Genomic DNA, 19,648 nt, shown 5'->3' on the forward strand with positions numbered 1-19,648 from the left:
TAGATTGCCGGTTCAGCTGGCCAGCGCCAGTTGCTCGCGCCGCGTCATCAGGCAGGCCGCGACGATGTCGTCGTCGGGGTTGATCGCGAGCTTGCCGTCCTTGTCGATCAGCAGCTTGAGGAAGTCGAGCACGTTGCGCGCGTAGAGCGCCGAGGCGTCGGCCGCCACCATGCTGGCCAGGTTGGTATGGCCGATGAGGATGACGCCGTGGCGCTCGACCACTTCGTCGGCCACCGTCAGCGGGCAGTTGCCGCCCTGCGCGGCGGCCAGGTCGACCACCACCGAGCCCGGCTTCATCTGCTGCACGGTAGCTTCCTGCAGCAGCACCGGCGCCTTGCGGCCCGGGATCAGCGCGGTGGTGATGACGATGTCGGCCTGGATCGCGCGCTGGTGCACCAGCTCGGCCTGGCGCTTCATCCAGTCCGGCGGCATCGGGCGCGCATAGCCGCCCACGCCTTGCGCGATCTCGCGCTCTTCGTCGGTCAGGAACGGCACGTCGAGGAATTTGCCGCCGAGCGATTCGATCTGTTCCTTGACCGCGGGGCGCACGTCGGACGCTTCGATCACCGCGCCCAGGCGCTTGGCGGTGGCGATCGCCTGCAGGCCGGCCACGCCGGCGCCGAGGATCAGCACGCGCGCGGCCTTGACGGTGCCGGCGGCGGTCATCAGCATCGGCATGAAGCGCTGGTAGTGGTGCGCGGCCACCAGCACGGCCTTGTAGCCGGCGATATTGGCCTGCGACGAGAGCACGTCCATGCTCTGCGCGCGCGTGGTGCGCGGCGCGGCCTCGAGCGCGAACGCGATCACGTTGGCTGCCGCCATGCGTGCGTTGTTCTCGGCATCGAAGGGGTTGAGCATGCCCACCAGCACGGACCCCGGCTTCATCTGTGCCAGTTCCGCGTCGTCCGGGGCGCGCACCTTGAGCACCATTTGTGCGCCCAGCGCTTCGGCGGCAGTGCCAATGGTGGCGCCGACCGCCTCGTATGCGCCGTCGGGCTGGCTGGCGCGAACGCCGGCGCCGGCCTGGACGACCACCTTGTGGCCCTGGGCGACGTACTTCTTGACCGTCTCGGGCGTGGCGGCGACGCGAGTTTCGCCGGCCCGCGTCTCGCGCGGGATACCTATGTACATCTCTGCCTCCTTGGATGATGATCGATGTGGGTCGCGGGCGGCCGGGGATACCTGCCGCGCCCCACGTGTGGGACTAGAAAATATGCTTCATGCCCGCTGCCAGGCCGGTCTGTCCGACGCCTGGCGCGACCTTGGTCGCGCTCGCCACGCCCAGCGTCGAGCGGCCCGCGTTGTCCATGTAGGACGCGTTGACATAAAGCTCCGTGCGCTTCGACAGGTTGTACGCGGCTTGCAGCACGTAGCTGGTGGCGTCGTCAGCCGAGTCACGGTTATCCGTCCGGTAGATACCGGCGCGCAGCGTCAGTGCTGGTCTTGCCACGTAAGCACCGCCCAGCCAGTAGAGATGGGAGCGGCTGGCGGGCGCGCCCAGTCCGCTCTGCAGGAACCGGTATCCGGCCTCGGCCGTGAAGGGGCCGCTGGTGTAGAGAAGTCCTGCTGCGTAGCGGCGTTCAATGTTGCCTGCCGTGGCCGTGGATGTGCCGCGGCGCTGGTCATAGGCAATGGCTAGTCCGAACTTGCCGACGGTGTACGAGGCGCCGGCACCGATCTCCTGGCCCACGCGAGGCGCGCCGGGGACTTCGCCGCCATTGGCAATGGTCGAGTCGTAGCCGGCGCTGTACAGCCCGCTGATAGTCAGTTCGCCGAAGTTGCCCGTGTACTTGATGGCATTGTCGGCCCGACCCGCGAACTGCGCATCGTGGGCAAGCACGGAGTACGGCGCATAGCGGTTTGCGTCAAAGGGGATAAAAAAATCGAACAGGATATTGTTCTGGCGCCCGAGCGTGACCTGGCCCCAAGGCCCCGCGATACCGACGAATGCCTGCCGGCCGAACAGGCGGCCGCCAAATCCGGCCATGCCGGTGTCCGTCAGGAAGCCGCTCTCCAGCACAAAGATCGCGCTCATGTCCGCGCCCAGCGCCTCCTTGCCCCGCATGCCCCACCGCGATGCCGCAGTGTTTCCGGAGGTGACCCGGTATGCGGACCCCGAGCCATTCGTACCGGCATGGCTGACATACTCCACGCCGGCATCCATGACGCCATACAGCGTGACGTTCGACTGCGCCTGTGCCGTCGCGGCAAGCAGGCACCCCATTGACGCCGCGATGGCGCACTTTCCTGATGTTTTCATCGTTCTCCTCCGTAGGTATGTTCGAGTTGCTGCCCGCGCAGGGCAGCGCGCGCCACCGCCCGGGCACGGGCGATGCGGCGATAACTGGCGATGCGGCTAAGGCGGTTCAGCGGGCGGCCGTGCGTGTCACGCAGGCGCTGCCATCCACGCCGATGGCACTCGGCGCGAACGGGGCCGCCGGCAGCGGCGGCCGTGTAAGTGAATGGATCAGCCCACGCGAGCCGGCGCGCATCCGGCGCGGTGCATGCCGAAGCGCTCCACGGTCAGTCCGTCCATGTCGATCTCCGGCGGCCTGCCGGTGACCGCGTCGGCAACAAGCCGGCCGGTGCCGCATGCCTGTGTCCAGCCATTGGAGCCGTGGCCAGCATTCAGGTAGAGGCCCTGCAGCGGTGTCGCGCCGAGGATGGGCGGCCCGTCCGGTGTCATTGGACGAAGGCCGGCCCACGACGTGGCCGCGGCATAGTCGAGCCCGCGTGGAAGGAGCCGTCGCGTCAGTGCGGACAGCAGTTCCGTGCGGACCCGGCGCACTGACAGGTCGTATCCGACGAACTCGGCCATTCCCGCGACGCGCAACTTGTCGCCCAGGCGAGTCAGCATGATCTTGTTGTGCTCGTCCATGATCGCCATGCGCGGTGCAGCCCCGGTGTCGGCAATGGGGATCGTGATCGAATAGCCCTTGAGCGGATAGATCGGGAGCCGCAGGCCTGCAGTAGCGAGCAGCGCGGGCGCCTGGCAGCCGAGCGCCACCACGCAGGCATCGGCCTGGCGCTGATCCGTCTGCCCGCCATGCGTGATCTCGACGCTGCGAAGGCGGCCGTGCGCATGGACGAGGCGGGTTGCCGAAGCACCGTACTGAAACGACACGCCGCGACGGGCAAGATAGCTGGCAAGGCCGGCGCAGAACTTTGCGCTGTCGCCTGACGCATCGTCTGGCAGATGCAGTGCGCCTTGCCATGCTGTAGCAGACGCCCGCAGCGATGGTTCGAGCGCCATGGCTTCGTCGCGCCCCATCATTCGCCATGGCACCTGGAACTGGCTGAGTGTGCGCGTGGCCAGCTGTGCCAGTTCGACTTCCTGGTCGGTCTCGAGCAGTTGCAGCGTGCCGTCGCGGTGAAAGCCGAAGTTGAACTCCGGCACTTCGTCACGCAAGGCTTGCATGCAGCGCATGCTGTAGTGCGCCATGCGCTGCATGCGTGCCTTGTTGATGCCAAAGCGCTCCGCATTGCATTCCTTGAGCCATTTGACGAGCCAGCGTAGGCGCTCGGCATCCGGCATCATCGAAAAGCGCACCGGCGCATGCCTTTGCAGAGCCATGCGCAGCACCTTGTACGGCATGCCCGGCGACGCCCACGGCCCGGCAAAGCCGGGGCAAAGGCCCCCTGCGTTGCCGAAGCTCGATCCCATCCCCGGCCCCGTTTGCCGCTCCAGCACGGTCACCTCATGGCCATCGCGCCACAGGTGGTAGGCGGCGGATATGCCGGCGACGCCGGCGCCAAGCACTAGTACGCGCATGTCTGCTGCCCCGTTCCAAGGATTCAATCGGCCGTGATGTGTGCACGATCGATGATCGCGCGATAGCGCCTGGTTTCGCTGTCGATGTATTGCTCGAATTCGCCGCCATCCTTGTAGGCGCTCTCGAATCCCAGTCCGTTCAGGCGATCCTTGATGTCTGGCGACGACATGATCTTCGCCGAGGCGCTGTCGAGCTTCTTCCTGATCCCATCGGGCAGCCTGGCCGGCGCCCACAGGCCGTACCAGGAATAGAACTCGAAGTTCTTGAAGCCCGCTTCCTGCATGGTCGGGACATCCGGCAACAACGGGCTGCGCGTGCGCCCGGTCACCGCGATCGCGCGCAGCTTGCCGGCCTTGACCCCGGGCAGCGACGAGAGCATGGGATCCATCATCCCCTGGGCCTGGCCGCTCATGAGGTCGGTCAGCGCCGGACCGCCGCCCTTGTACAGGGCAATGGGCACCTGCAGGTCCGCGATGCCGCTGTCATGCATGAACTGGGACAGGGCCAGGTGGCCGGCGGAGCCGTTGCCGCTGGTCGCGAAGTTGTACTGCTTGGGGTTGGCTTTCACGGCGCGCGCCAATGCTTGCGGCGAGTTTGCCGGCACCTGCGGATTCACGCTAAAGATCAGCGCGCCTTGCGCGAGCATGCTGACCGCCGTGAAATCCTTGACCGCATCGAACTTGATAGTCTTCCGATAGAGCATCGGATTGATGTTGTGGATCGATGCATTGATGTAGAGGGTGTAGCCGTCAGCTGCCGCGCGGGCGACGATGCCAGCCCCGACAAGGCCCGATGCACCCGGCCGGTTGTCGACAATGACGGTCTGCTTCAGCTCCTGGCCGAGCTTCATCGCGAACACGCGCGCAAGGCCGTCCACCGAGCCGCCAGGCGCATGCGGCACGACGATGGTGATCGTACGAACGGGGTAGGCGCTGTCAGGCCTGGATTCCGCTTTCACGACGCCTGCGGATGTCACGAAAGATAGGAGGAAGATGCCCATGCGTACGAGGGGCATGTGGTCGGAACGGATCTGGGTGAGGGGGCGTGGTTGCATAGCCGGATCAACGTAACTTGCTGGACAGGGGAAGGCAGCGCCATCGCGAGCGATGACGTGGGGTGCGGCGTGCGGCGCTGCCTTAGGATGGCTTCGGAGAAGCTGGTGGCTCAGAAGGTGCCGGGGTAAGCTGCACCGTCGATCAGGATGTTCTGACCGCAGATATAGCTCGCGTGTCCGGAGCAGATGAAGGCGCAGAGTGCGCCCAGCTCTTCCGGCCGGCCATAGCGGCCAGCCGGGTTGTTGGCGCCGCGTTCGTTCCAGAGTTGCTCGAAGCTCTTGCCGGTCGATTCCAGCATGCCTTCGATGTGGTGGCGCTGGGCATCGGTCGCAAACACGCCCGGGAGCAGGTTGTTGATCGTGACGTTGTGGCGAACCGTCTGGCGCGCAAGCCCTGCGACGAAGCCGACGAGGCCAGAGCGAGCGCCATTGGACAGGCCCAGTTCCAGCTGCGGCGTCTTCACGCTGCGCGAGACGATATTCACGATGCGGCCGAAGCGACGATCGATCATGCCGTCAACGGTGCGCCGGATCATGTCGATCGGCCCGATCATCATGGCATCGATCGCGGCGTGCCAGTCTGCCGGTGTCCACTGGCGAAAATCACCGGGCGGGGCACCATCCGCGTTGTTGACCAGGATGTCTGGGGCAGGGCATGCTGCCAGCGCGGCGACGCGCCCCTCGTCCTTGGTGATGTCCGCTACCACGTAGCGGACGTCACCCCCCGTCGCGGCGCCGATTTCCGCTGCCGCCGCGGCCAGCGTGCTCTCCGTGCGGGCGGCGATGTATACCTTCACGCCTTCCGCCGCCAGTTGGTGCGCGCAAGCGCGCCCCATGCCCTTGCTCCCGCCGAAGACGAGGGCATGGCGCCCTGCAATGCCGAGGTCCATTGATCGCTCCCGGTTCGGTTCAAACAGCCTTGAGCAGCGGCGACGACCAGCCGTACTTCCGGTCGAGTTCGAGTTCCTTGATGACGCGCAGGCCGCGCAGCAGGGGCTCGCCTTCCAGGCCGGTGAGCGGCTTGCGCAGTTCGCCCGAAGGCAGTCCCACCGCCTTCATCAGCGACTTGATCGCCACCGGGTTGATGGCCGAGTAGGCGTAGTGCAGCAACTGCAGGTTCTGCAGGTAGGCCTTGTGGAAGCTCGCCGCAATGTCGGGGGATGTCCACGGACGGGAAATCTGCGTCAGCTCCGCCGGGGCGATATTGCCGGTCATGTTCGCGGTGCCATGGCCGCCCAGGCTCATGGTTGGAACGACCAGGCCAAGGTTGGGCGAGTCGCAGCACATCACGGAGACATCCGGCGCGCCGCGCAGCACTTGCGCTACCTGTCCCACGCGCGTCGTCGACTCCTTGTGGACGACATAGTTGGGATGCTTGAAGATGCGCAGCAGGCTGTCCCAATGCAGGTCGGTCTTCACGCGCGGCGGGTTATTGTAGATGCCGAGGGGCAGGTCGGTCTCGTCGGCCACTTCCAGGAAGTAGCTTTCGATATCGGCCTCCGGCGCGCAGATGTAGGCGGGCGCGGCGATGATGGCGCCATCCGCGCCGTTGGCCCTGGCAAAGCGCAGGTAGTCCTTGGTGGTCTGGGTGTTGTTGCCGGTGCAGCCATAGAACAGCTTCATCTTGCCGGTCTTCATCTTCGCTGTTTCCAGGATGATGGCCTCGCGCTCTTTTTGCGAGAGCATCGAGACCTCGCCTGTGGATCCCATGATCAGCACCGCCGAGGTGCCGTGGCGTTCCTGGAAATCCAGCAGTTCGCGAAAGGCGCCGAAGTCCGGGCTGCCGTCCTTGGCAAAGGGGGTGATCAGGGCAACAAAGGACCCTTCAATCTTCATCTTGCTCATCTCTGTCTCCGTCGTGGATTTGTGTAGGGGAGGGGTAAGTGCCGGGAACACCCGGCTTTAGGCTGCGTTGTCGTTCAGGTCGGGCAAGCCTGGTCGGCCTGGGCGTCCTGCAAGGCCTCCAGGCTGGATTCATGCGCGGAAAGCGCCATCAAGCCGCGCTGGAGATCGTCGATGAGGTCTTGCGGGTCTTCGAGACCCACATGCAGGCGCACGGCCTGCCCTTGATGCGGCCAGCGCGCGCCGGTGCAGTTCTTTCCCGGCGTGAACGGGATGGCGAGGCTTTCATAGCCGCCCCAGGAAACCCCCAGGCCAAAGTGCTCCAGTGCGTCGATGAAGGCGGCGAGCGATGCTTTCGAGTTCGTGCGCAGCACTACGGAAAACAGGCCGCAGGCACCGGTGAAGTCGCGCTTCCACAGCACGTGGCCGGGATGGGACGGCAGGGCGGGATGCAGCACTGCCTCGACCTGCGGCTGGCGCTCCAGCCATTGGGCGACGCGCAGCCCGGATTCCCAGTGGCGCTGGAGCCGCACCGCCATCGTGCGCAGGCCGCGCAGTGCCAGGTAGACGTCGTCCGGCCCCGCGGTCTGTCCCATGTCCTGCGTCGTCTGCTTGATCAGCGGCCAGGTATCCCGATTGCACGTGACCACGCCGAGCATGGCATCGGAATGTCCGACGATGTATTTGGTGGCGGCCTGGATCGAAACGTCGACGCCGTGGGCGAAAGGCTTGAAGAAGAGCGGAGTTCCCCACGTGTTGTCCATGACCACGACGGCGTCATGTCGATGTGCGGCGGCCGAAATGGCCGCTATGTCTTGAATCTCAAACGTCTCCGACCCCGGTGATTCGACGTATACGACACGCGTGTTGAGCCGCAGCAATGACTCGATCGGCGTGCCGCCGGTGGGATCGTAGGTCTCGACTTCGACGCCGAACCGCGTCAGGACGCGCTCCAGGAAAGCGCGTGTTGGCGAATAGGCGCTGTCAGTGATCAGCACGTGGTCACCGGCCGACAGCAGCGCCGTCAGCGCGGTGCTGATCGCAGCCAGGCCGGACGGAAACACCAGTGACCGGTATCCGCCTTCGAGCGCGGCAACGGCTTCTTCCAGCGCGTGGGTGGTTGGCGTGCCGTAGCGGCCGTAGGTCGTCGCGCCAGGCTCTTCCGCGGCGCGGGCGCGCTTCATTTCCTCCCATTCGGCCATCGACCCGGCAAGAATGGTCGATGCCCTGAAGATCGGCGTGTTGACGACCCCGCCGAACCGCTCCGGGTGGCGGCCAGCGCAAACTAACTGAGTGCTTTCTTTCATCGGATCTCCGTAGCTGAGCGGTGCGGCATTCGTGTGGTGATCGCCGCTGGATGTCGATCAGCTTAGGGATGCATGCGGAGAAAATTCATCTCATTCCACTGGAGTATCCCGTCCAAAAGAGAAAAAAATGCTCGCACGGCCCGCCCAACATTGGGTGCTTGCGCCGCCCGTAGCGGGCGTCTGTATTCCGGTGGAGGAGACCAACATGACAACGAAGCTTGCTGCAGCCGATACTCGCAGCCGCTTTCCCACGCTTTCGCACTGGGGTGCATATACGGCGATCGTAGAAGGCGGAAAACTCGTCGCGTGCGAGCCGTTTCCCTGCGACAGCGCACCTTCACCGATCCTGCAATCCATGCCGGGCATGGTGCATTCGCCCCTGCGCATCCACCGCCCTTCGGTGCGGCGCGGCTGGCTGCGCAAGCGCGAAAACGCGCAGCGCAGCGAGCGGGGCAACGATGAGTTCGTCGAGGTGGATTGGGACACCGCGCTGGACCTGGTGGCCGGCGAGCTGGCACGGGTGCGTGCCGACCATGGCGACGCATCCGTCTTTGGCGGTTCCTACGGATGGTCCTCCGCCGGGCGCCTGCATCATGCCCGCACGCTGACGCACCGCTTCTTGTTCGCAGGCGGGGGTTGCACCACGCAGGCGGGCAACTACAGTTGGGGCGCTGCACAGTTCCTGCTGCCCCATGTGATCGGCACCTACAAGCCAGTCACGGGAAGAGTAACCGACTGGCGCAGCGTTCTTGAACACACGGAGCTGTTCATCGCCTTTGGCGGTCTGCCCTTGCGCAACACCCAGATCACTTCCGGCGGCGCGGGTGCGCACAGCTCGCAAGAGTGGATAGAACGTGCAAAGCGCTCGGGAGTGAAATTCGTTGTAGTCAGCCCGACGCGGGCTGACATACCCGACGGCCTGCAGGCCCGATGGGTGCCGATCCGGCCTAACACCGACACCGCGCTGATGCTTGGCATCGCGCACACCCTGCTGACGCGCGGCCTGCACGCCGCGGATTTTCTGTCGAGCCATTGCGAGGGCTTTGACGCATTCGCGGCCTATCTGCTGGGCCGCGACGATGGCCAGGCCAAGGACGCCCGCTGGGCGGAATCGATCTGCGCGGTGCCGGCCGGGACCATCATCGAACTGGCCACGGAAGCCGCCCGGCAGCGCACGATGCTGAATTGCACGTGGTCGTTGCAGCGCGCGCATCATGGCGAACAGCCGTACTGGGCCAGCATCGCGCTGGCGTCGATGTTGGGGCAGATCGGGCTGCCGGGCGGTGGCTTTGCGTTCGGGCATGGCTCCATCAACGGCGCCGGAACGCCCAGGCCCGACGTTGCGGCGCCGGAGATGGGCGCGGGTGCCAATCCCGCGCGCAGCAGCATTCCCGTTGCGCGTATTTCGGACATGCTCCTGCATCCAGGGCTGCGCTACGACTTCAACGGCCGCGAAGGCATCTATCCGGATATCCGCATGGTGTACTGGGCCGGCGGCAACCCGTTCCACCACCATCAGGACCTGAACCGGCTGGCACGCGCCTGGCAAGTGCCGGAGACGATCGTGGTGCATGACAGCTGGTGGACGCCGACCGCTCGGCGCGCGGACATCGTTCTGCCAGCCACGACGACGCTGGAGCGCAACGACATCGGGGGCTCCTCAAGAGACCGGTACGTGCTGGCGATGCATCAGGCACTGCCGCCCCAGTACAGCAGCCGCAACGACTTCGACATCTATCGAGACCTTGCATTGCGCGCCGGCTGCGAATTCGCGTTTACTGAAGGCCGCGACGAATTCGCGTGGATTCGCCATATCTACGACAGCATGGTGGAACGCTGGGCCGAGGCAGGCTTCGAAGCGCCGCCGTTTGAACAGTTCTGGGAGAAGGGGTACACCGGCTTGCCGGAGCCGGGCACGCCGTTCGTGCTGTTCTCGGACTTCCGTGCCGATCCACAGGGTCGTCCCCTGAGCACACCCAGTGGCAAGATCGAGCTCTACTCCCGGCGCATTGGAGAATTCGGCTATCAGGATTGTCCTCCTCATCCGTCCTGGCTGCCACCCGCCGAATGGCTTGGAGATGCCGCCGCCCAGCGCTGGCCTTTGCACCTCATCACGTCCCAGCCGGCGGACAAGCTGCACTCCCAGCTGGACGCGGGTAGCCACTCCATGTCCATGAAGATTGGAGGCCGGCAGGCGATCCATATGCATCCGATGGACGCAGCAGAGCGCGGCATTGTGCAGAACGATATTGTGCGTGTGTTCAATGAGCGCGGGGCATGCCTGGCCGGCGCTCGTCTGGACGATACGCTGATACGAGGAGTCGTAGTGATGTCGACCGGTGCCTGGTTCGATGCGAGCAACAGTTCGCTTGAGCGCCACGGCAATCCCAACGTCCTGACAATGGACCGCGGCACGTCCCGCCTGGCCCAAGGGTGCAGCGCGCATTCCGCACTGGTCGAGATCGCGCCGTGGTCCAACGGAGAACCGCCGGAGGTTCGTGCCTTCGACGCGCCGCCGGTGTCTCCGTTGACCGGCGCAAGCCGGGGTGAAGATCATCTTTCGAAGCACATGGAGTCTCGCGAAAAAGGTCGGACCGCCGATCCACCAAGCAATGGATAGGGAGCGACCGTTTAAGGCACTAGTGGCACGAACAACACTTTTCGTCTCGATCATGCCAAAGTGCGCCGCATGATGTCCACAGCGCCTGCGAGCAGGCTGGCGTGCTCCCGGCACTGTCAAACTGACCCGTTTCCACACTTGCGAGACGCGAGGCAGAGGGCGCAAAATCTGGCGAGATGGCATCAATGCCTATTTCTATCTGCATCGTGCCAAGAAACGAATCCAAATCAGGCGCCAATGGGGGACTTGTCGCAGTCGTCGTCTACGACGGCCTGAGCCTCTTTGAATACGGCTGCGCCGTTGAAGTGTTCGGTTTGCCCAGACCGGAAATGGGAAGCACGTGGTATCGCTTTGCGACGTGTTCGGCCGAGTTCGGGACGTTGCGCGGGCCGGGTGGCATCCAAGTACAGGCTGACGGTGGCCTTGAACTTCTGTCGAAGGCGAAGACGATCATCATCCCGGGCTGGCGGGATATTGAAGCGGTTGTGCCACCGGATCTCTGCCGCGCTTTGCGAAAGGCGAACAAGCGAGGGGCGAGAATCATGTCGATCTGCACGGGGGCCTTTGTATTGGCCGCCGCAGGATTGCTCGACGGTAAGCGCGCGACGACGCACTGGCGTCACGCGGCAACACTAGCGGAGCGATATCCGGAAATTCGGGTGGAGGCAGATGTCCTCTACGTCGATGCCGGCGATGTCCTGACGTCGGCCGGAAGTGCAGCAGGAATCGATCTGTGCCTGCATCTTATCCGCCGGGACTTTGGCCCTCGCGCGGCCAATCAGGTCGCACGCCGACTTGTCATGCCGCCACACCGTGAAGGCGGCCAAGCCCAGTACATTGCCGAGCCGGTCTCGAAGCGCAGCAATGCTTCGTTGGCCCCCTTGGTGGACGCGGTGCGCGCAACATTGGACGAAGACTGGCCGATTGCCAGGATGGCAAGGCAAGCCGCAATGAGTGCCCGCACGTTCCAGCGGCACTTTGTCAGTATGATGGGTATGCCGCCTGGCGAGTGGTTGCTGATAGAGCGTTTAAGCCGAGCGAAGGGGTTGCTCGAAGAGACCGATGCATCCGTGGATGACATCGCGGTGCAAGTGGGGTTCGGCGCCGCAGCCACGTTGCGCAATCACTTCCGGACCCGGCTCGGAACAAGTCCCGGACACTACAGACGACATTTCAGTACATCTGCGCTGCATTGATTCCGGCCAATGGCGGATCCCAGTTGCCATTGCGCTCTTTTATGGTGGCACGGGGTGTCCATCCAACCGAGCCACCTGTACGCGTGAGATAGTAGGTTCCTTCGCCAGTCCAGGATGACCGGTGCCCGCTTACGCGTAATCCAATGGTAGCGCAGTGGTGTACTTGATCTGTTCCATCGCAAAGCTGGAGCTGACATCGGCAAGCTCCGCCCCTTGGATCAGCTTCTTATAAACGCGATCATAGGCCGCGATATCTGGTACTACCACGCGCAGCAGGTAATCGGTGTCGCCGGCCATCCGGTAAAACTCGGTCACCTCCGGGATCGATGCCACCAATCCATGGAACAGCTTGATCCATTTCAGGTTGTGCTGGCTGGTACGCACTGAGACAAAGACCGTGACACCGGCGTTCAACGCGTCTGCGTCCAGCAATGCAACCCGTTTGCGAATGATGCCGGCCTCTTCCAGCTTTTGAATGCGGCGCCAGCACGGCGTCGAGGTCAGGCCGACGCGGTCCCCAATTTCCGTTACGGAGACAGTGGCGTCTTCCTGCAGGATGTCAAGGATTTGCTTGTCGTAGCGGTCCATGTCCATTAGATGGCTGTGTCCGAGGCTTGAGCAAAATCGGCGCGGAGCATCAGTAGCTTGTCTTTCAATTTCTATCTCACAGTAAGTTGACGTTTCTGGCGGACCTCTGCCCCTGTCGGGCCACGATCCACCGAGCACAGGATAGGGAGCGCGGCTTGAACGAACTAGTGGCACGAATGACAATTTACGTTCATATCTCGCCAAAGTTAGCCACGTGGACTGCGGCAGCCCGGTTCGTCTCTTGGGCTCGGGTAGGGTCTAGTTCAATCCTGTGCGCGATCAGCATCCAAGGACGGCCTGACCTTCGCGCTCATGCAATCGGGTCTCTATCTGCATCACCAAACACATTGCGGGACCAACCGTGGGCGAGTGCTTGAGCGGCATGCCATTTGAAAGATGCGTATTATTCACTTTAGCGAGGTGCAGAGCTGAAGCATGCAGCAGGCTGCTGCACAAATTCGACGTCCGGCCTTGTCTCAGCTAGGGCGGTGGCGCATTTATTTGAGGTTGCGCGGTGAGAATCCCTTCATATCGGGAAAGCTGGCTCGGAGCGGCGGAAACTGGCAGCGGGCTACTGCCGTTGCGTTTCGCCGGACTCGCAAACAGGCGTGCGCCACGTATTCCGGCTGGCCCGCGTCTTGTCGTCTGCATAAGCGAAGAACGTGATGAGGCTGGCCAGGAGGCTGACAATGCCGGCCTGTCGCGGGAAATAACCCGCCAGGGCGCCGCCGGCGATGAGCCCCAACGCCGCGAGACCCGCGAACACTGGCCAAAGACTCACGCCTGACTGCGCCTTCGGTGCACCGACGATGGCAACGCTCAGGGCTTGTATCCGGCCGTCCCGGCCTTTGCCGAGCTCGAAGCTCACGCGGTCGCCAGGCGTCGGCGTCACGGCCCGTGTCTGTAGCGCGGTGATGTGAAAGAACACATCTTTCGTGTCCGCGTGGACGTCGATAAAGCCAAAGCCCTTGTCGGCATGCCACGTCTTGACCCGACCTGCTTTTCTCATGGTTTTCGTCTAGTGTTGCGCGAAGGATCCAGTTTAAGGGATGCCGTCAAGCGAAACTATGGCGAAATCCGTGAACTCACCAGGGTATAGGCCGGCTGCTTGGCCACCCATAGTTGGTGGGGTGTTGGCCTGTTGCAACCCGCCGTGTATATCAGATCAGGTAGATTGCCGATGGCGGGATGCCGCCGCATGAGATGAAGAACAACAACAGGTAGAGAAATGGGTCGCAGGAGAAAGGAGCCCTCGCTTAGCGAGGTGTTGATGGATGCGCCGTGGTGGGTATCCGCCGCGCTGGCCGTGGGTGCCTACATTGTGTTTCGCGCGGTCGTGCCAGCGATATTCGCGTCGAGGCAGTTGTTGACGGGCATTTCCGTGTTAAGCCAGTCGTTAGCCTGGGTTCCCGCCGCCATGTTCGGCTTCCTGGGTGTGCTGTCATACATCCGTGCGCGAGGTAGGGCAGGGACCAGCAAGCAAGAAGTCCCAATCAGGGCTCGGCGCTTCCGCACGAGCCGACCGTCCTCGCCGCCCAAGTCACCCCGGTCCTCCAGTGAATCCGCCAAGTCAAAGGAGGCCGCTGGCCCGCCAGCGCGGACAGTACCCGTACCGGAGAAGCCAGAAATCAATAGCTGGACGCTGGATGCCCTCAAGCAGTTGGAGTGGAAGCGATTTGAGCTAATTTGTGTTGGGTACTACGAGGCGATGGGGTTCGCGGTCAAGACCGTCCCCCATGGGCCCGATGGCGGCATCGATGCTACTTTGTACAAGGCTGGCCTGGATGTTCCCGTGGCCGTGGTCCCATGCAAAGCATGGAGTAAGCCGGTGAAGGTGGAACAGGTCCGCGCACTTGCCGGCGTCATGCACGAACACAAGGTGCGTCGGGGCGTTTTCTGGTCGTTGTCTGGCTATGTCGGGCGGCCGGTAAAGGAGTCGGCAGAGCGAGCCGGTATTCAATTACTTGACGGTGCGGCCATCGTCGAGCGGATCTGCGCGCTCGATCAGTACAAGCAAGCGACGTTGCTGAAGCAGGCGTTTCGGGACGACTACCGGACGCCGACATGCGCGGCCTGCGGAATCAAGATGGTAGAGCGGAAAGGGCCAGCCGGCACATTCTGGGGTTGCCAAAACTATCCCGGATGCAAGGTCAGGCTGTCCCGCAACGTCTAAGCACCGGCTCGATCAATCATCCGCAGCGATCCCCAGGGAAGGCTGGTTTTCCGACAGGCTCGAGCGCCGATTCTCTCCTTGATACCGACACGGTGCTTTAGCTTGCAAGGTAATTCTCGGCATCGCCAGAGCCAGGTCTTCATCACTGGAGAGGCAGAGCAGCGCGGACGCCGGCAAGGACCTGCCGCCCCATCCGGTAGGCTCTTCCCGACCCTTCTCTGCCATTGAATTTTCCAACTCCCAGCGGCTGCTCTACGGTGTCTGTCAGCCGTCAAGGATCGATTTTTCGTCGAGGTCATCTGCTGGAGAAAGTGCTTCTTGGTGCGCGCATCCAGCGAGCGCGATCAAATCATTTCAGGCGCGCAAAAAAAATATTCACTTCTGTCGCGACCCTCGATAAGGGAGCATCGATGCACTTTGCACGCTTAGTTGAGCCGGCAAGTATCTAAGCGATCCGCAGGACCAACATTTCCGGAGAGATAGCGATGAAGGCCGCATTCGTTTTAGCCACTGCGATTGCCATGACGTGGTCATCCTCTGGTTGGGCCCAGGCTCAGCCGATAGGCGGCAAGCCTGCCACAGCAGCGACAAAGGCCGCGAATGCCGCCCTGCTGAACGAGCTGCCGTTCAACGACAAATCCGATTTCGAAGACGCGCAACGCGGTCTGGTTGCCAAGCCGGACACGCTGACGATTCGCAACGCCAAGGGCGACGTGGTCTGGGATCTCGAAGCATACAAACAATACATTGGGATCGACAAGCCCGCGCCGGACACCGTCAACCCCAGCTTGTGGCGAAACGCCCAACTGACTATGCAGCACGGTCTATTCAAGGTCTCGGATCGCATCTACCAGGTCCGCGGCTTCGATCTCTCCAATGTGACCTTTGTCCAGGGGAATACCGGGTGGATCGTACTGGATCCGCTGATCTCGGAGGAAACGGCCAAGGCGGCCTACGAATTCGTGACCAAACACCTTGGTTCACGGCCCGTAGTGGCGGTGGTGTACAGCCATTCGCACATCGATCACTACGGTGGCGTGCGCGGCGTCGTCAACGAGGCCGATGTGAAATCGGGCAAGATCAAGATCTTCGCACCCGAAGGCTTTACCGAGCATGCCGTCAGCGAGAACGTCATTGCCGGCAACGCGATGGGCCGTCGTGCCGTGTACATGTATGGTGCGCTCCTGCCACGCAATGACCGCGGCGGTGTGAACGGCGGGCTGGGGCAGACAGTTTCGACCGGCACCGCAGGCTTGATTGTTCCTTCCGACATCATCAGCAAGACCGGAACCGAAGTCACCGTGGATGGCGTGAAGATGGTATTCCAGATGACGCCGGGCACCGAGGCGCCGGCGGAAATGAATACGTTCTTCCCGCAGTTCAAGGGCATGTGGATGGCGGAAAACACGACCAACACCATGCACAACATCCTGACGCTGCGCGGTGCCCAGGTGCGCGATGCGCTGAAATGGTCGAGCTACCTGAACGAGACCATCGACACGTACGGCAAGGACGTGGACTTCAAGTTCCAGGCTCACCATTGGCCGATGTGGGGCAATGCCAAGATCATCGACTACTGGAAGAAGCAGCGCGACCTCTACAAGTACACGCATGACCAGTCGGTCAACCTGATGAACAAGGGCTATACCGGTGAAGAGATATCGGAAATGATCAAGCTGCCGCCAGAGCTCGACAAGTTCTGGCCGAACCGCGGCTATTACGGCACGCTGCGCCACAATTCGCGGGCAGTCTATCAACGGTACATGGGTTGGTATGACGGCAATCCGTCGGACCTGAACAATCTGCCGCCGGAAATGGCCGCGAAGAAATACGTGGAGTACATGGGCGGCGAGGCCGCGATCCTGCGCCGCGCCAAGGCCGATTTCGACAAGGGCGACTATCGCTGGACTGCCGAAGCGCTCAAGCACGTGGTCTTCGCCAACCCGAACAGCAAGGCAGGCAAGGACCTGCTCGCCGATTCGCTCGAGCAACTCGGCTATCAGGCGGAAAGTGGCCCATGGCGCGGCGTGTATTTGATGGGGGCGTATGAGTTGCGCAATGGCGTGCCAAAGGCAGGCGGCACCGACGTTGCCAGCCCGGACACGATCAAGGCAATGCCGCCTGAAATGCTGTTCGACTATCTCTCGGTGCGCCTGAATGGCCCGAAGGCTGCGGGAAAGAAGATCGCGCTCAATCTCGACTTCACTGACTTGAAGAAGCAATACGGCCTGGCGGTGGAGAATGCGGTCCTGAACTACGGCAAGCCGTTGCCGCAGGCGGACGCGAAGATCACGATGTCGAAGGCGACGCTCGATGCCATCCAGCTCAAGGAAACGACGATCGAAAACGCCATCGCGAAGGGCGACATGAAAGTGGAAGGCCGACGCGAGGCGCTGGGGGAGTTCCTCGGCCTGCTGGATTCCTTCCCGTTCTGGTTCAACATCGTGACGCCATGAAGACCAAGCCGAACGCCCTGATGGCCGTGCTGGCCGCCGGCTGGCTGGCCCTCGCGCCGGGGCCGGTTGCGGCGTGCGGATCCGACTTTGTCCTCGGCGACGAAGTCGGCGCCGCGCACCCGGCCTCGATCGGCGTCGCCTTCGCGATGAACGATGCGTTAAGGGCGGGCGCGCTGGCGCCCCCGGAAAGCCTGACTGGCGCCGAAGCGCGCTTGCGAGCCGACGTCACCGCGCACCTGCTGGAACAGCGGCTGGCGTCGGTCAGGGTAAAGCTGCCGCCCACCTCGCTGCTGCTGATCGAATCGAGGCTCTGGACGCGCTACGCCCTGGCAAGCCAACGCAAGGCAGACCTCCATGCGGATCATGACGCGGGTCCGGCCGACGGCGATGCCGTCGTGGTGACGGGCGAACAGGTGCTGCGTGGCCTGCTGGACGGGCGGATCGGCTGGAAGCAAGCATTGGACAGCGGACTGATTGTCGTGACAGGTGACCCAGCGAACCGCATGCGGGTGGAAACAATGCTGGCGGCCCAGTTTGCAAAGCCGGGCGTTGCCGCCCTGGCGAGTCACGTGCTGTCTCACCGGCTCTAGTTTGAGTTCGTGGACCGGGGACTGTCTTGCGCCCCGGTCGCCCCAGCGAAATCCGTCGCATATGCGCACCTGTATGGCATGACACGACGACGAACGACCGCAATCAGCGATACATCTGCCATCCACAATTCGTGCCTGAGAGACAGAAACTGGCCGGCATTGGCCTTCATCCCTTTCTGACGGGCCATTCACCCAGTTTGTTCAGCGTAACCATAACGACTAGCGCTTCAGGACCTCTCTCTAAATCCATTTGTCCTTGGCTGTCACCTGCGCTGAGACTTCGATTGTCTTGCTGGCAACGCGATCCGTGACCGTGGCAACGAATACATACCTTCCTGCGGGTTCTTCGCGGGTGAACTCTAGGGTCACGACGGAATCCCCCAGCTCCGTGATTCCGCGCTTCGGTGCCGCTCGACGAGAGACCAGGGTTGTACCAAAGTTGTCGCTCGAACCGTTGGGTGAGATCAGGCGGTATTTCACCTCCACATTACATCGTCCGTCCTTACCAGGCTTACATCCAGCGAACAGGAGCATGGTGCTCACCGACTCCCCCCGTTTTACGGCCTTCGTGGTGGGGAGGATGGGCGTGCCCGGGCGGTTCCACGTGTCCCGAAACATCTTGGCATCGCCTGTCAACACAAGTTGTACGCCAAAATCACCTGAGGACTTGCGAGCGTCACTATCCGGCACCGGGCGTCCATTGCCATCTGTCCATCCCGCGATCGCCTGCAACGAACACATGAGAACGGCGGCAAACAGGAATCTTCTTTTCATAGCAGTTGGTCCTGAGTCACGAAGGCCGCAGCCTGGTAGCCAAGGCAATATAGGGCAAGGCGCCGGATTAGCCGCCCCCCTCGGAGGAAGTGGTTTTGTGGCGCAGCGCACCTAATGCTGGAGAGAGGCCCCCTGCAATTGAGCCGGGAATCCGGTGGCGGGTGGGGGGCTCAAAGCGGCCCTTCGCCGTCAATCAAGTCTTCGTGTCTGGAACGGCCGTCCATCGTCGTTGAGCCGTCATTCGCTCACACCTAAAAACTCGGAAGCGCAGACAGGACTCACTTTCTGCCGATCTGCATCGGCTTGTTGAATCCGCAGCGCAATTCGCGCGTACGCCGACACCTCAGTCTACAACGGGCGAAAACTATCCTGGCTTGGCGCCCGACCCGATGATAAGTTCAAGCTCGGTCTTAAAGCCTTCACCGACGTCGAACTGCTTCAGGCATTCATAAACATCGCTCCAGGCCCTCAGTCTTGCAGCGACGTCGAGGTCCGCTACCACGGCCCGGTATGCCCCGGCGGCTTCCTGCATCAGTTGCAGAGCATCGGACGCGCTCGGCAAGACGAGCTGCGCTCGAAGGTGCTGTGTTTTCACATCGCCAAGACCGCTGTCGTTGATCAGGCGTTCCATCACGCCATCGCCTCCCAGTGCGAAGATTCCAGGTTGTCCGGGCGCAGGAGGAGACTTGCCCGCGTGGCGTAGAAGGATCGCCATCGGCTGAGCCATAAAGGGATTGTTGGCCGGCGTCGTGAAAACCAGCGCCGCGAAACGCGCGCCAGGCTTGAGTGCGCTTCGGACAGCTTTCAATGCTTCTCTAGGTGACGGAAAAAGCATCAATCCCAATCGGCACATCGCCGCGTCGAACGGGGCCAATGTCCCGTCCAATTCATCTGCTGCGCATTCCAGCGTTTGGATATTCTGAAGACCGGCGCGAGCGGCATTTTGGCGGACATGCTCCAGCATGGTGCCCGATATATCACTGGCGACCACCTCGCCGCTGGCACCCACTCGTATCGCTGCCTGGATGCTTTGGCTGCCGGCACCGCAAGCCAGATCGAGAACGCGCATGCCCGGCCGGATACCGGCCATATCGATGAGCGTGTCCGTGGCGCCCGCAAGATTGGTGGCGAACACATGCTCCCACTTCGCCCAGCCGGGTGCTGCCGACTCCCAGGTATTGCGAAGATTGGAGTTCACTCTCTTGTCGGTCATATGGAGACTCACTCAGGCCCACCGCCGCTTGTACAGGAGCATTGTATTGCGCAAGTGATCGT

16 protein-coding genes are annotated in these 19,648 nt (G+C 62.7%); 5 read left to right on the forward strand and 11 right to left on the reverse strand.

Annotation, left to right across the window (positions count from 1 at the left end):
- Nucleotides 1-12: 12 nt before the first annotated feature.
- The 7 genes from LPA45_RS31115 to metC all read right to left on the reverse strand — a co-directional run bounded on the left by LPA45_RS31115 (nt 13) and on the right by metC (nt 7,976).
- Nucleotides 13-1,131, reverse strand: coding sequence for a Re/Si-specific NAD(P)(+) transhydrogenase subunit alpha (locus LPA45_RS31115; protein WP_367395327.1), 1,119 nt, complete (start codon nt 1,129-1,131; stop codon nt 13-15).
- A 73-nt stretch (nt 1,132-1,204) separates the two neighbouring features.
- Complete coding sequence (locus LPA45_RS31120) at nt 1,205-2,260, reverse strand: porin (protein WP_317923107.1); 1,056 nt, start codon at nt 2,258-2,260, stop codon at nt 1,205-1,207.
- A gap of 207 nt (nt 2,261-2,467) precedes the next feature.
- Entirely contained in the window at nt 2,468-3,772 is a 1,305-nt protein-coding gene (locus LPA45_RS31125) for a D-amino acid dehydrogenase (RefSeq protein ID WP_317923106.1), read from the reverse strand.
- Nucleotides 3,773-3,795: 23 nt separating this feature from the next.
- Nucleotides 3,796-4,731 (reverse strand): tripartite tricarboxylate transporter substrate binding protein, encoded by a 936-nt coding sequence (locus LPA45_RS31130; RefSeq protein ID WP_317923105.1) that lies wholly within the window; start codon nt 4,729-4,731, stop codon nt 3,796-3,798.
- Between the two features lie 206 nt (nt 4,732-4,937).
- Nucleotides 4,938-5,717, reverse strand: coding sequence for an SDR family NAD(P)-dependent oxidoreductase (locus LPA45_RS31135; RefSeq protein ID WP_317923104.1), 780 nt, complete (start codon nt 5,715-5,717; stop codon nt 4,938-4,940).
- 19 nt (nt 5,718-5,736) lie between these two features.
- The gene (locus LPA45_RS31140) at nt 5,737-6,672 is read right to left on the reverse strand and encodes a 4-hydroxy-tetrahydrodipicolinate synthase (RefSeq protein WP_317923103.1); all 936 of its coding nucleotides are present in this window, start codon (nt 6,670-6,672) and stop codon (nt 5,737-5,739) included.
- A gap of 74 nt (nt 6,673-6,746) precedes the next feature.
- Nucleotides 6,747-7,976, reverse strand: a complete 1,230-nt coding sequence (gene metC, locus LPA45_RS31145) for a cystathionine beta-lyase (RefSeq protein WP_317923102.1) — start codon at nt 7,974-7,976, stop codon at nt 6,747-6,749.
- Nucleotides 7,977-8,181: 205 nt separating this feature from the next.
- Here metC and LPA45_RS31150 point away from each other — a divergent pair, with 205 nt between their 5' ends.
- Both LPA45_RS31150 and ftrA read left to right on the forward strand, forming a co-directional pair.
- The gene (locus tag LPA45_RS31150; protein WP_317923101.1) at nt 8,182-10,596 is read left to right on the forward strand and encodes a molybdopterin guanine dinucleotide-containing S/N-oxide reductase; all 2,415 of its coding nucleotides are present in this window, start codon (nt 8,182-8,184) and stop codon (nt 10,594-10,596) included.
- A 185-nt stretch (nt 10,597-10,781) separates the two neighbouring features.
- The gene (ftrA, locus tag LPA45_RS31155; protein WP_317923100.1) at nt 10,782-11,792 is read left to right on the forward strand and encodes a transcriptional regulator FtrA; all 1,011 of its coding nucleotides are present in this window, start codon (nt 10,782-10,784) and stop codon (nt 11,790-11,792) included.
- A gap of 129 nt (nt 11,793-11,921) precedes the next feature.
- On the opposite strand, the gene LPA45_RS31160 is transcribed toward ftrA, so the two are convergent.
- Complete coding sequence (locus LPA45_RS31160; RefSeq protein WP_116323418.1) at nt 11,922-12,380, reverse strand: Lrp/AsnC family transcriptional regulator; 459 nt, start codon at nt 12,378-12,380, stop codon at nt 11,922-11,924.
- Between the two features lie 571 nt (nt 12,381-12,951).
- Nucleotides 12,952-13,389, reverse strand: coding sequence for a cold shock and DUF1294 domain-containing protein (locus LPA45_RS31165; protein ID WP_317923099.1), 438 nt, complete (start codon nt 13,387-13,389; stop codon nt 12,952-12,954).
- Nucleotides 13,390-13,650: 261 nt separating this feature from the next.
- Here LPA45_RS31165 and LPA45_RS31170 point away from each other — a divergent pair, with 261 nt between their 5' ends.
- From LPA45_RS31170 to LPA45_RS31180, 3 genes are all read left to right on the forward strand, one after another.
- Nucleotides 13,651-14,553, forward strand: a complete 903-nt coding sequence (locus LPA45_RS31170; RefSeq protein ID WP_317923110.1) for a restriction endonuclease — start codon at nt 13,651-13,653, stop codon at nt 14,551-14,553.
- 485 nt (nt 14,554-15,038) lie between these two features.
- A complete protein-coding gene (locus tag LPA45_RS31175) occupies nt 15,039-17,009 on the forward strand; it encodes an alkyl/aryl-sulfatase (RefSeq protein WP_116323406.1) in 1,971 nt (656 codons plus the stop codon).
- Nucleotides 17,006-17,599 carry a hypothetical protein gene (locus tag LPA45_RS31180; protein WP_317923098.1) on the forward strand — a complete coding sequence of 198 codons (594 nt, stop codon included), beginning with the start codon at nt 17,006-17,008 and terminating at the stop codon, nt 17,597-17,599. Before LPA45_RS31175 ends, LPA45_RS31180 begins: the two co-directional genes overlap by 4 nt.
- A gap of 240 nt (nt 17,600-17,839) precedes the next feature.
- On the opposite strand, the gene LPA45_RS31185 is transcribed toward LPA45_RS31180, so the two are convergent.
- Nucleotides 17,840-18,373 carry a hypothetical protein gene (locus LPA45_RS31185; RefSeq protein WP_147316323.1) on the reverse strand — a complete coding sequence of 178 codons (534 nt, stop codon included), beginning with the start codon at nt 18,371-18,373 and terminating at the stop codon, nt 17,840-17,842.
- A gap of 364 nt (nt 18,374-18,737) precedes the next feature.
- A complete protein-coding gene (locus LPA45_RS31190) occupies nt 18,738-19,586 on the reverse strand; it encodes a class I SAM-dependent methyltransferase (RefSeq protein ID WP_116323403.1) in 849 nt (282 codons plus the stop codon).
- Nucleotides 19,587-19,648 lie beyond the last annotated feature (62 nt).

The organism is Cupriavidus sp. Agwp_2, from assembly GCF_040784895.1.
GTDB lineage: Bacteria > Pseudomonadota > Gammaproteobacteria > Burkholderiales > Burkholderiaceae > Cupriavidus.

What these genes read in the sequence shown, in the direction of transcription:
- LPA45_RS31175 (WP_116323406.1), top strand. Translation starts at nt 15,039, where the DNA reads ATGAAGGCCGCATTCGTTTTAGCCACTGCGATTGCCATGACGTGGTCA.
- LPA45_RS31115 (WP_367395327.1), bottom strand. Translation starts at nt 1,131, where the DNA reads ATGTACATAGGTATCCCGCGCGAGACGCGGGCCGGCGAAACTCGCGTC.
- LPA45_RS31190 (WP_116323403.1), bottom strand. Translation starts at nt 19,586, where the DNA reads ATGACCGACAAGAGAGTGAACTCCAATCTTCGCAATACCTGGGAGTCG.
- LPA45_RS31140 (WP_317923103.1), bottom strand. Translation starts at nt 6,672, where the DNA reads ATGAGCAAGATGAAGATTGAAGGGTCCTTTGTTGCCCTGATCACCCCC.
- LPA45_RS31180 (WP_317923098.1), top strand. Translation starts at nt 17,006, where the DNA reads ATGAAGACCAAGCCGAACGCCCTGATGGCCGTGCTGGCCGCCGGCTGG.
- LPA45_RS31125 (WP_317923106.1), bottom strand. Translation starts at nt 3,772, where the DNA reads ATGCGCGTACTAGTGCTTGGCGCCGGCGTCGCCGGCATATCCGCCGCC.
- metC (WP_317923102.1), bottom strand. Translation starts at nt 7,976, where the DNA reads ATGAAAGAAAGCACTCAGTTAGTTTGCGCTGGCCGCCACCCGGAGCGG.
- LPA45_RS31170 (WP_317923110.1), top strand. Translation starts at nt 13,651, where the DNA reads ATGGATGCGCCGTGGTGGGTATCCGCCGCGCTGGCCGTGGGTGCCTAC.
- LPA45_RS31150 (WP_317923101.1), top strand. Translation starts at nt 8,182, where the DNA reads ATGACAACGAAGCTTGCTGCAGCCGATACTCGCAGCCGCTTTCCCACG.
- LPA45_RS31135 (WP_317923104.1), bottom strand. Translation starts at nt 5,717, where the DNA reads ATGGACCTCGGCATTGCAGGGCGCCATGCCCTCGTCTTCGGCGGGAGC.
- LPA45_RS31120 (WP_317923107.1), bottom strand. Translation starts at nt 2,260, where the DNA reads ATGAAAACATCAGGAAAGTGCGCCATCGCGGCGTCAATGGGGTGCCTG.
- LPA45_RS31165 (WP_317923099.1), bottom strand. Translation starts at nt 13,389, where the DNA reads ATGAGAAAAGCAGGTCGGGTCAAGACGTGGCATGCCGACAAGGGCTTT.
- LPA45_RS31185 (WP_147316323.1), bottom strand. Translation starts at nt 18,373, where the DNA reads ATGAAAAGAAGATTCCTGTTTGCCGCCGTTCTCATGTGTTCGTTGCAG.
- LPA45_RS31160 (WP_116323418.1), bottom strand. Translation starts at nt 12,380, where the DNA reads ATGGACCGCTACGACAAGCAAATCCTTGACATCCTGCAGGAAGACGCC.
- ftrA (WP_317923100.1), top strand. Translation starts at nt 10,782, where the DNA reads ATGCCTATTTCTATCTGCATCGTGCCAAGAAACGAATCCAAATCAGGC.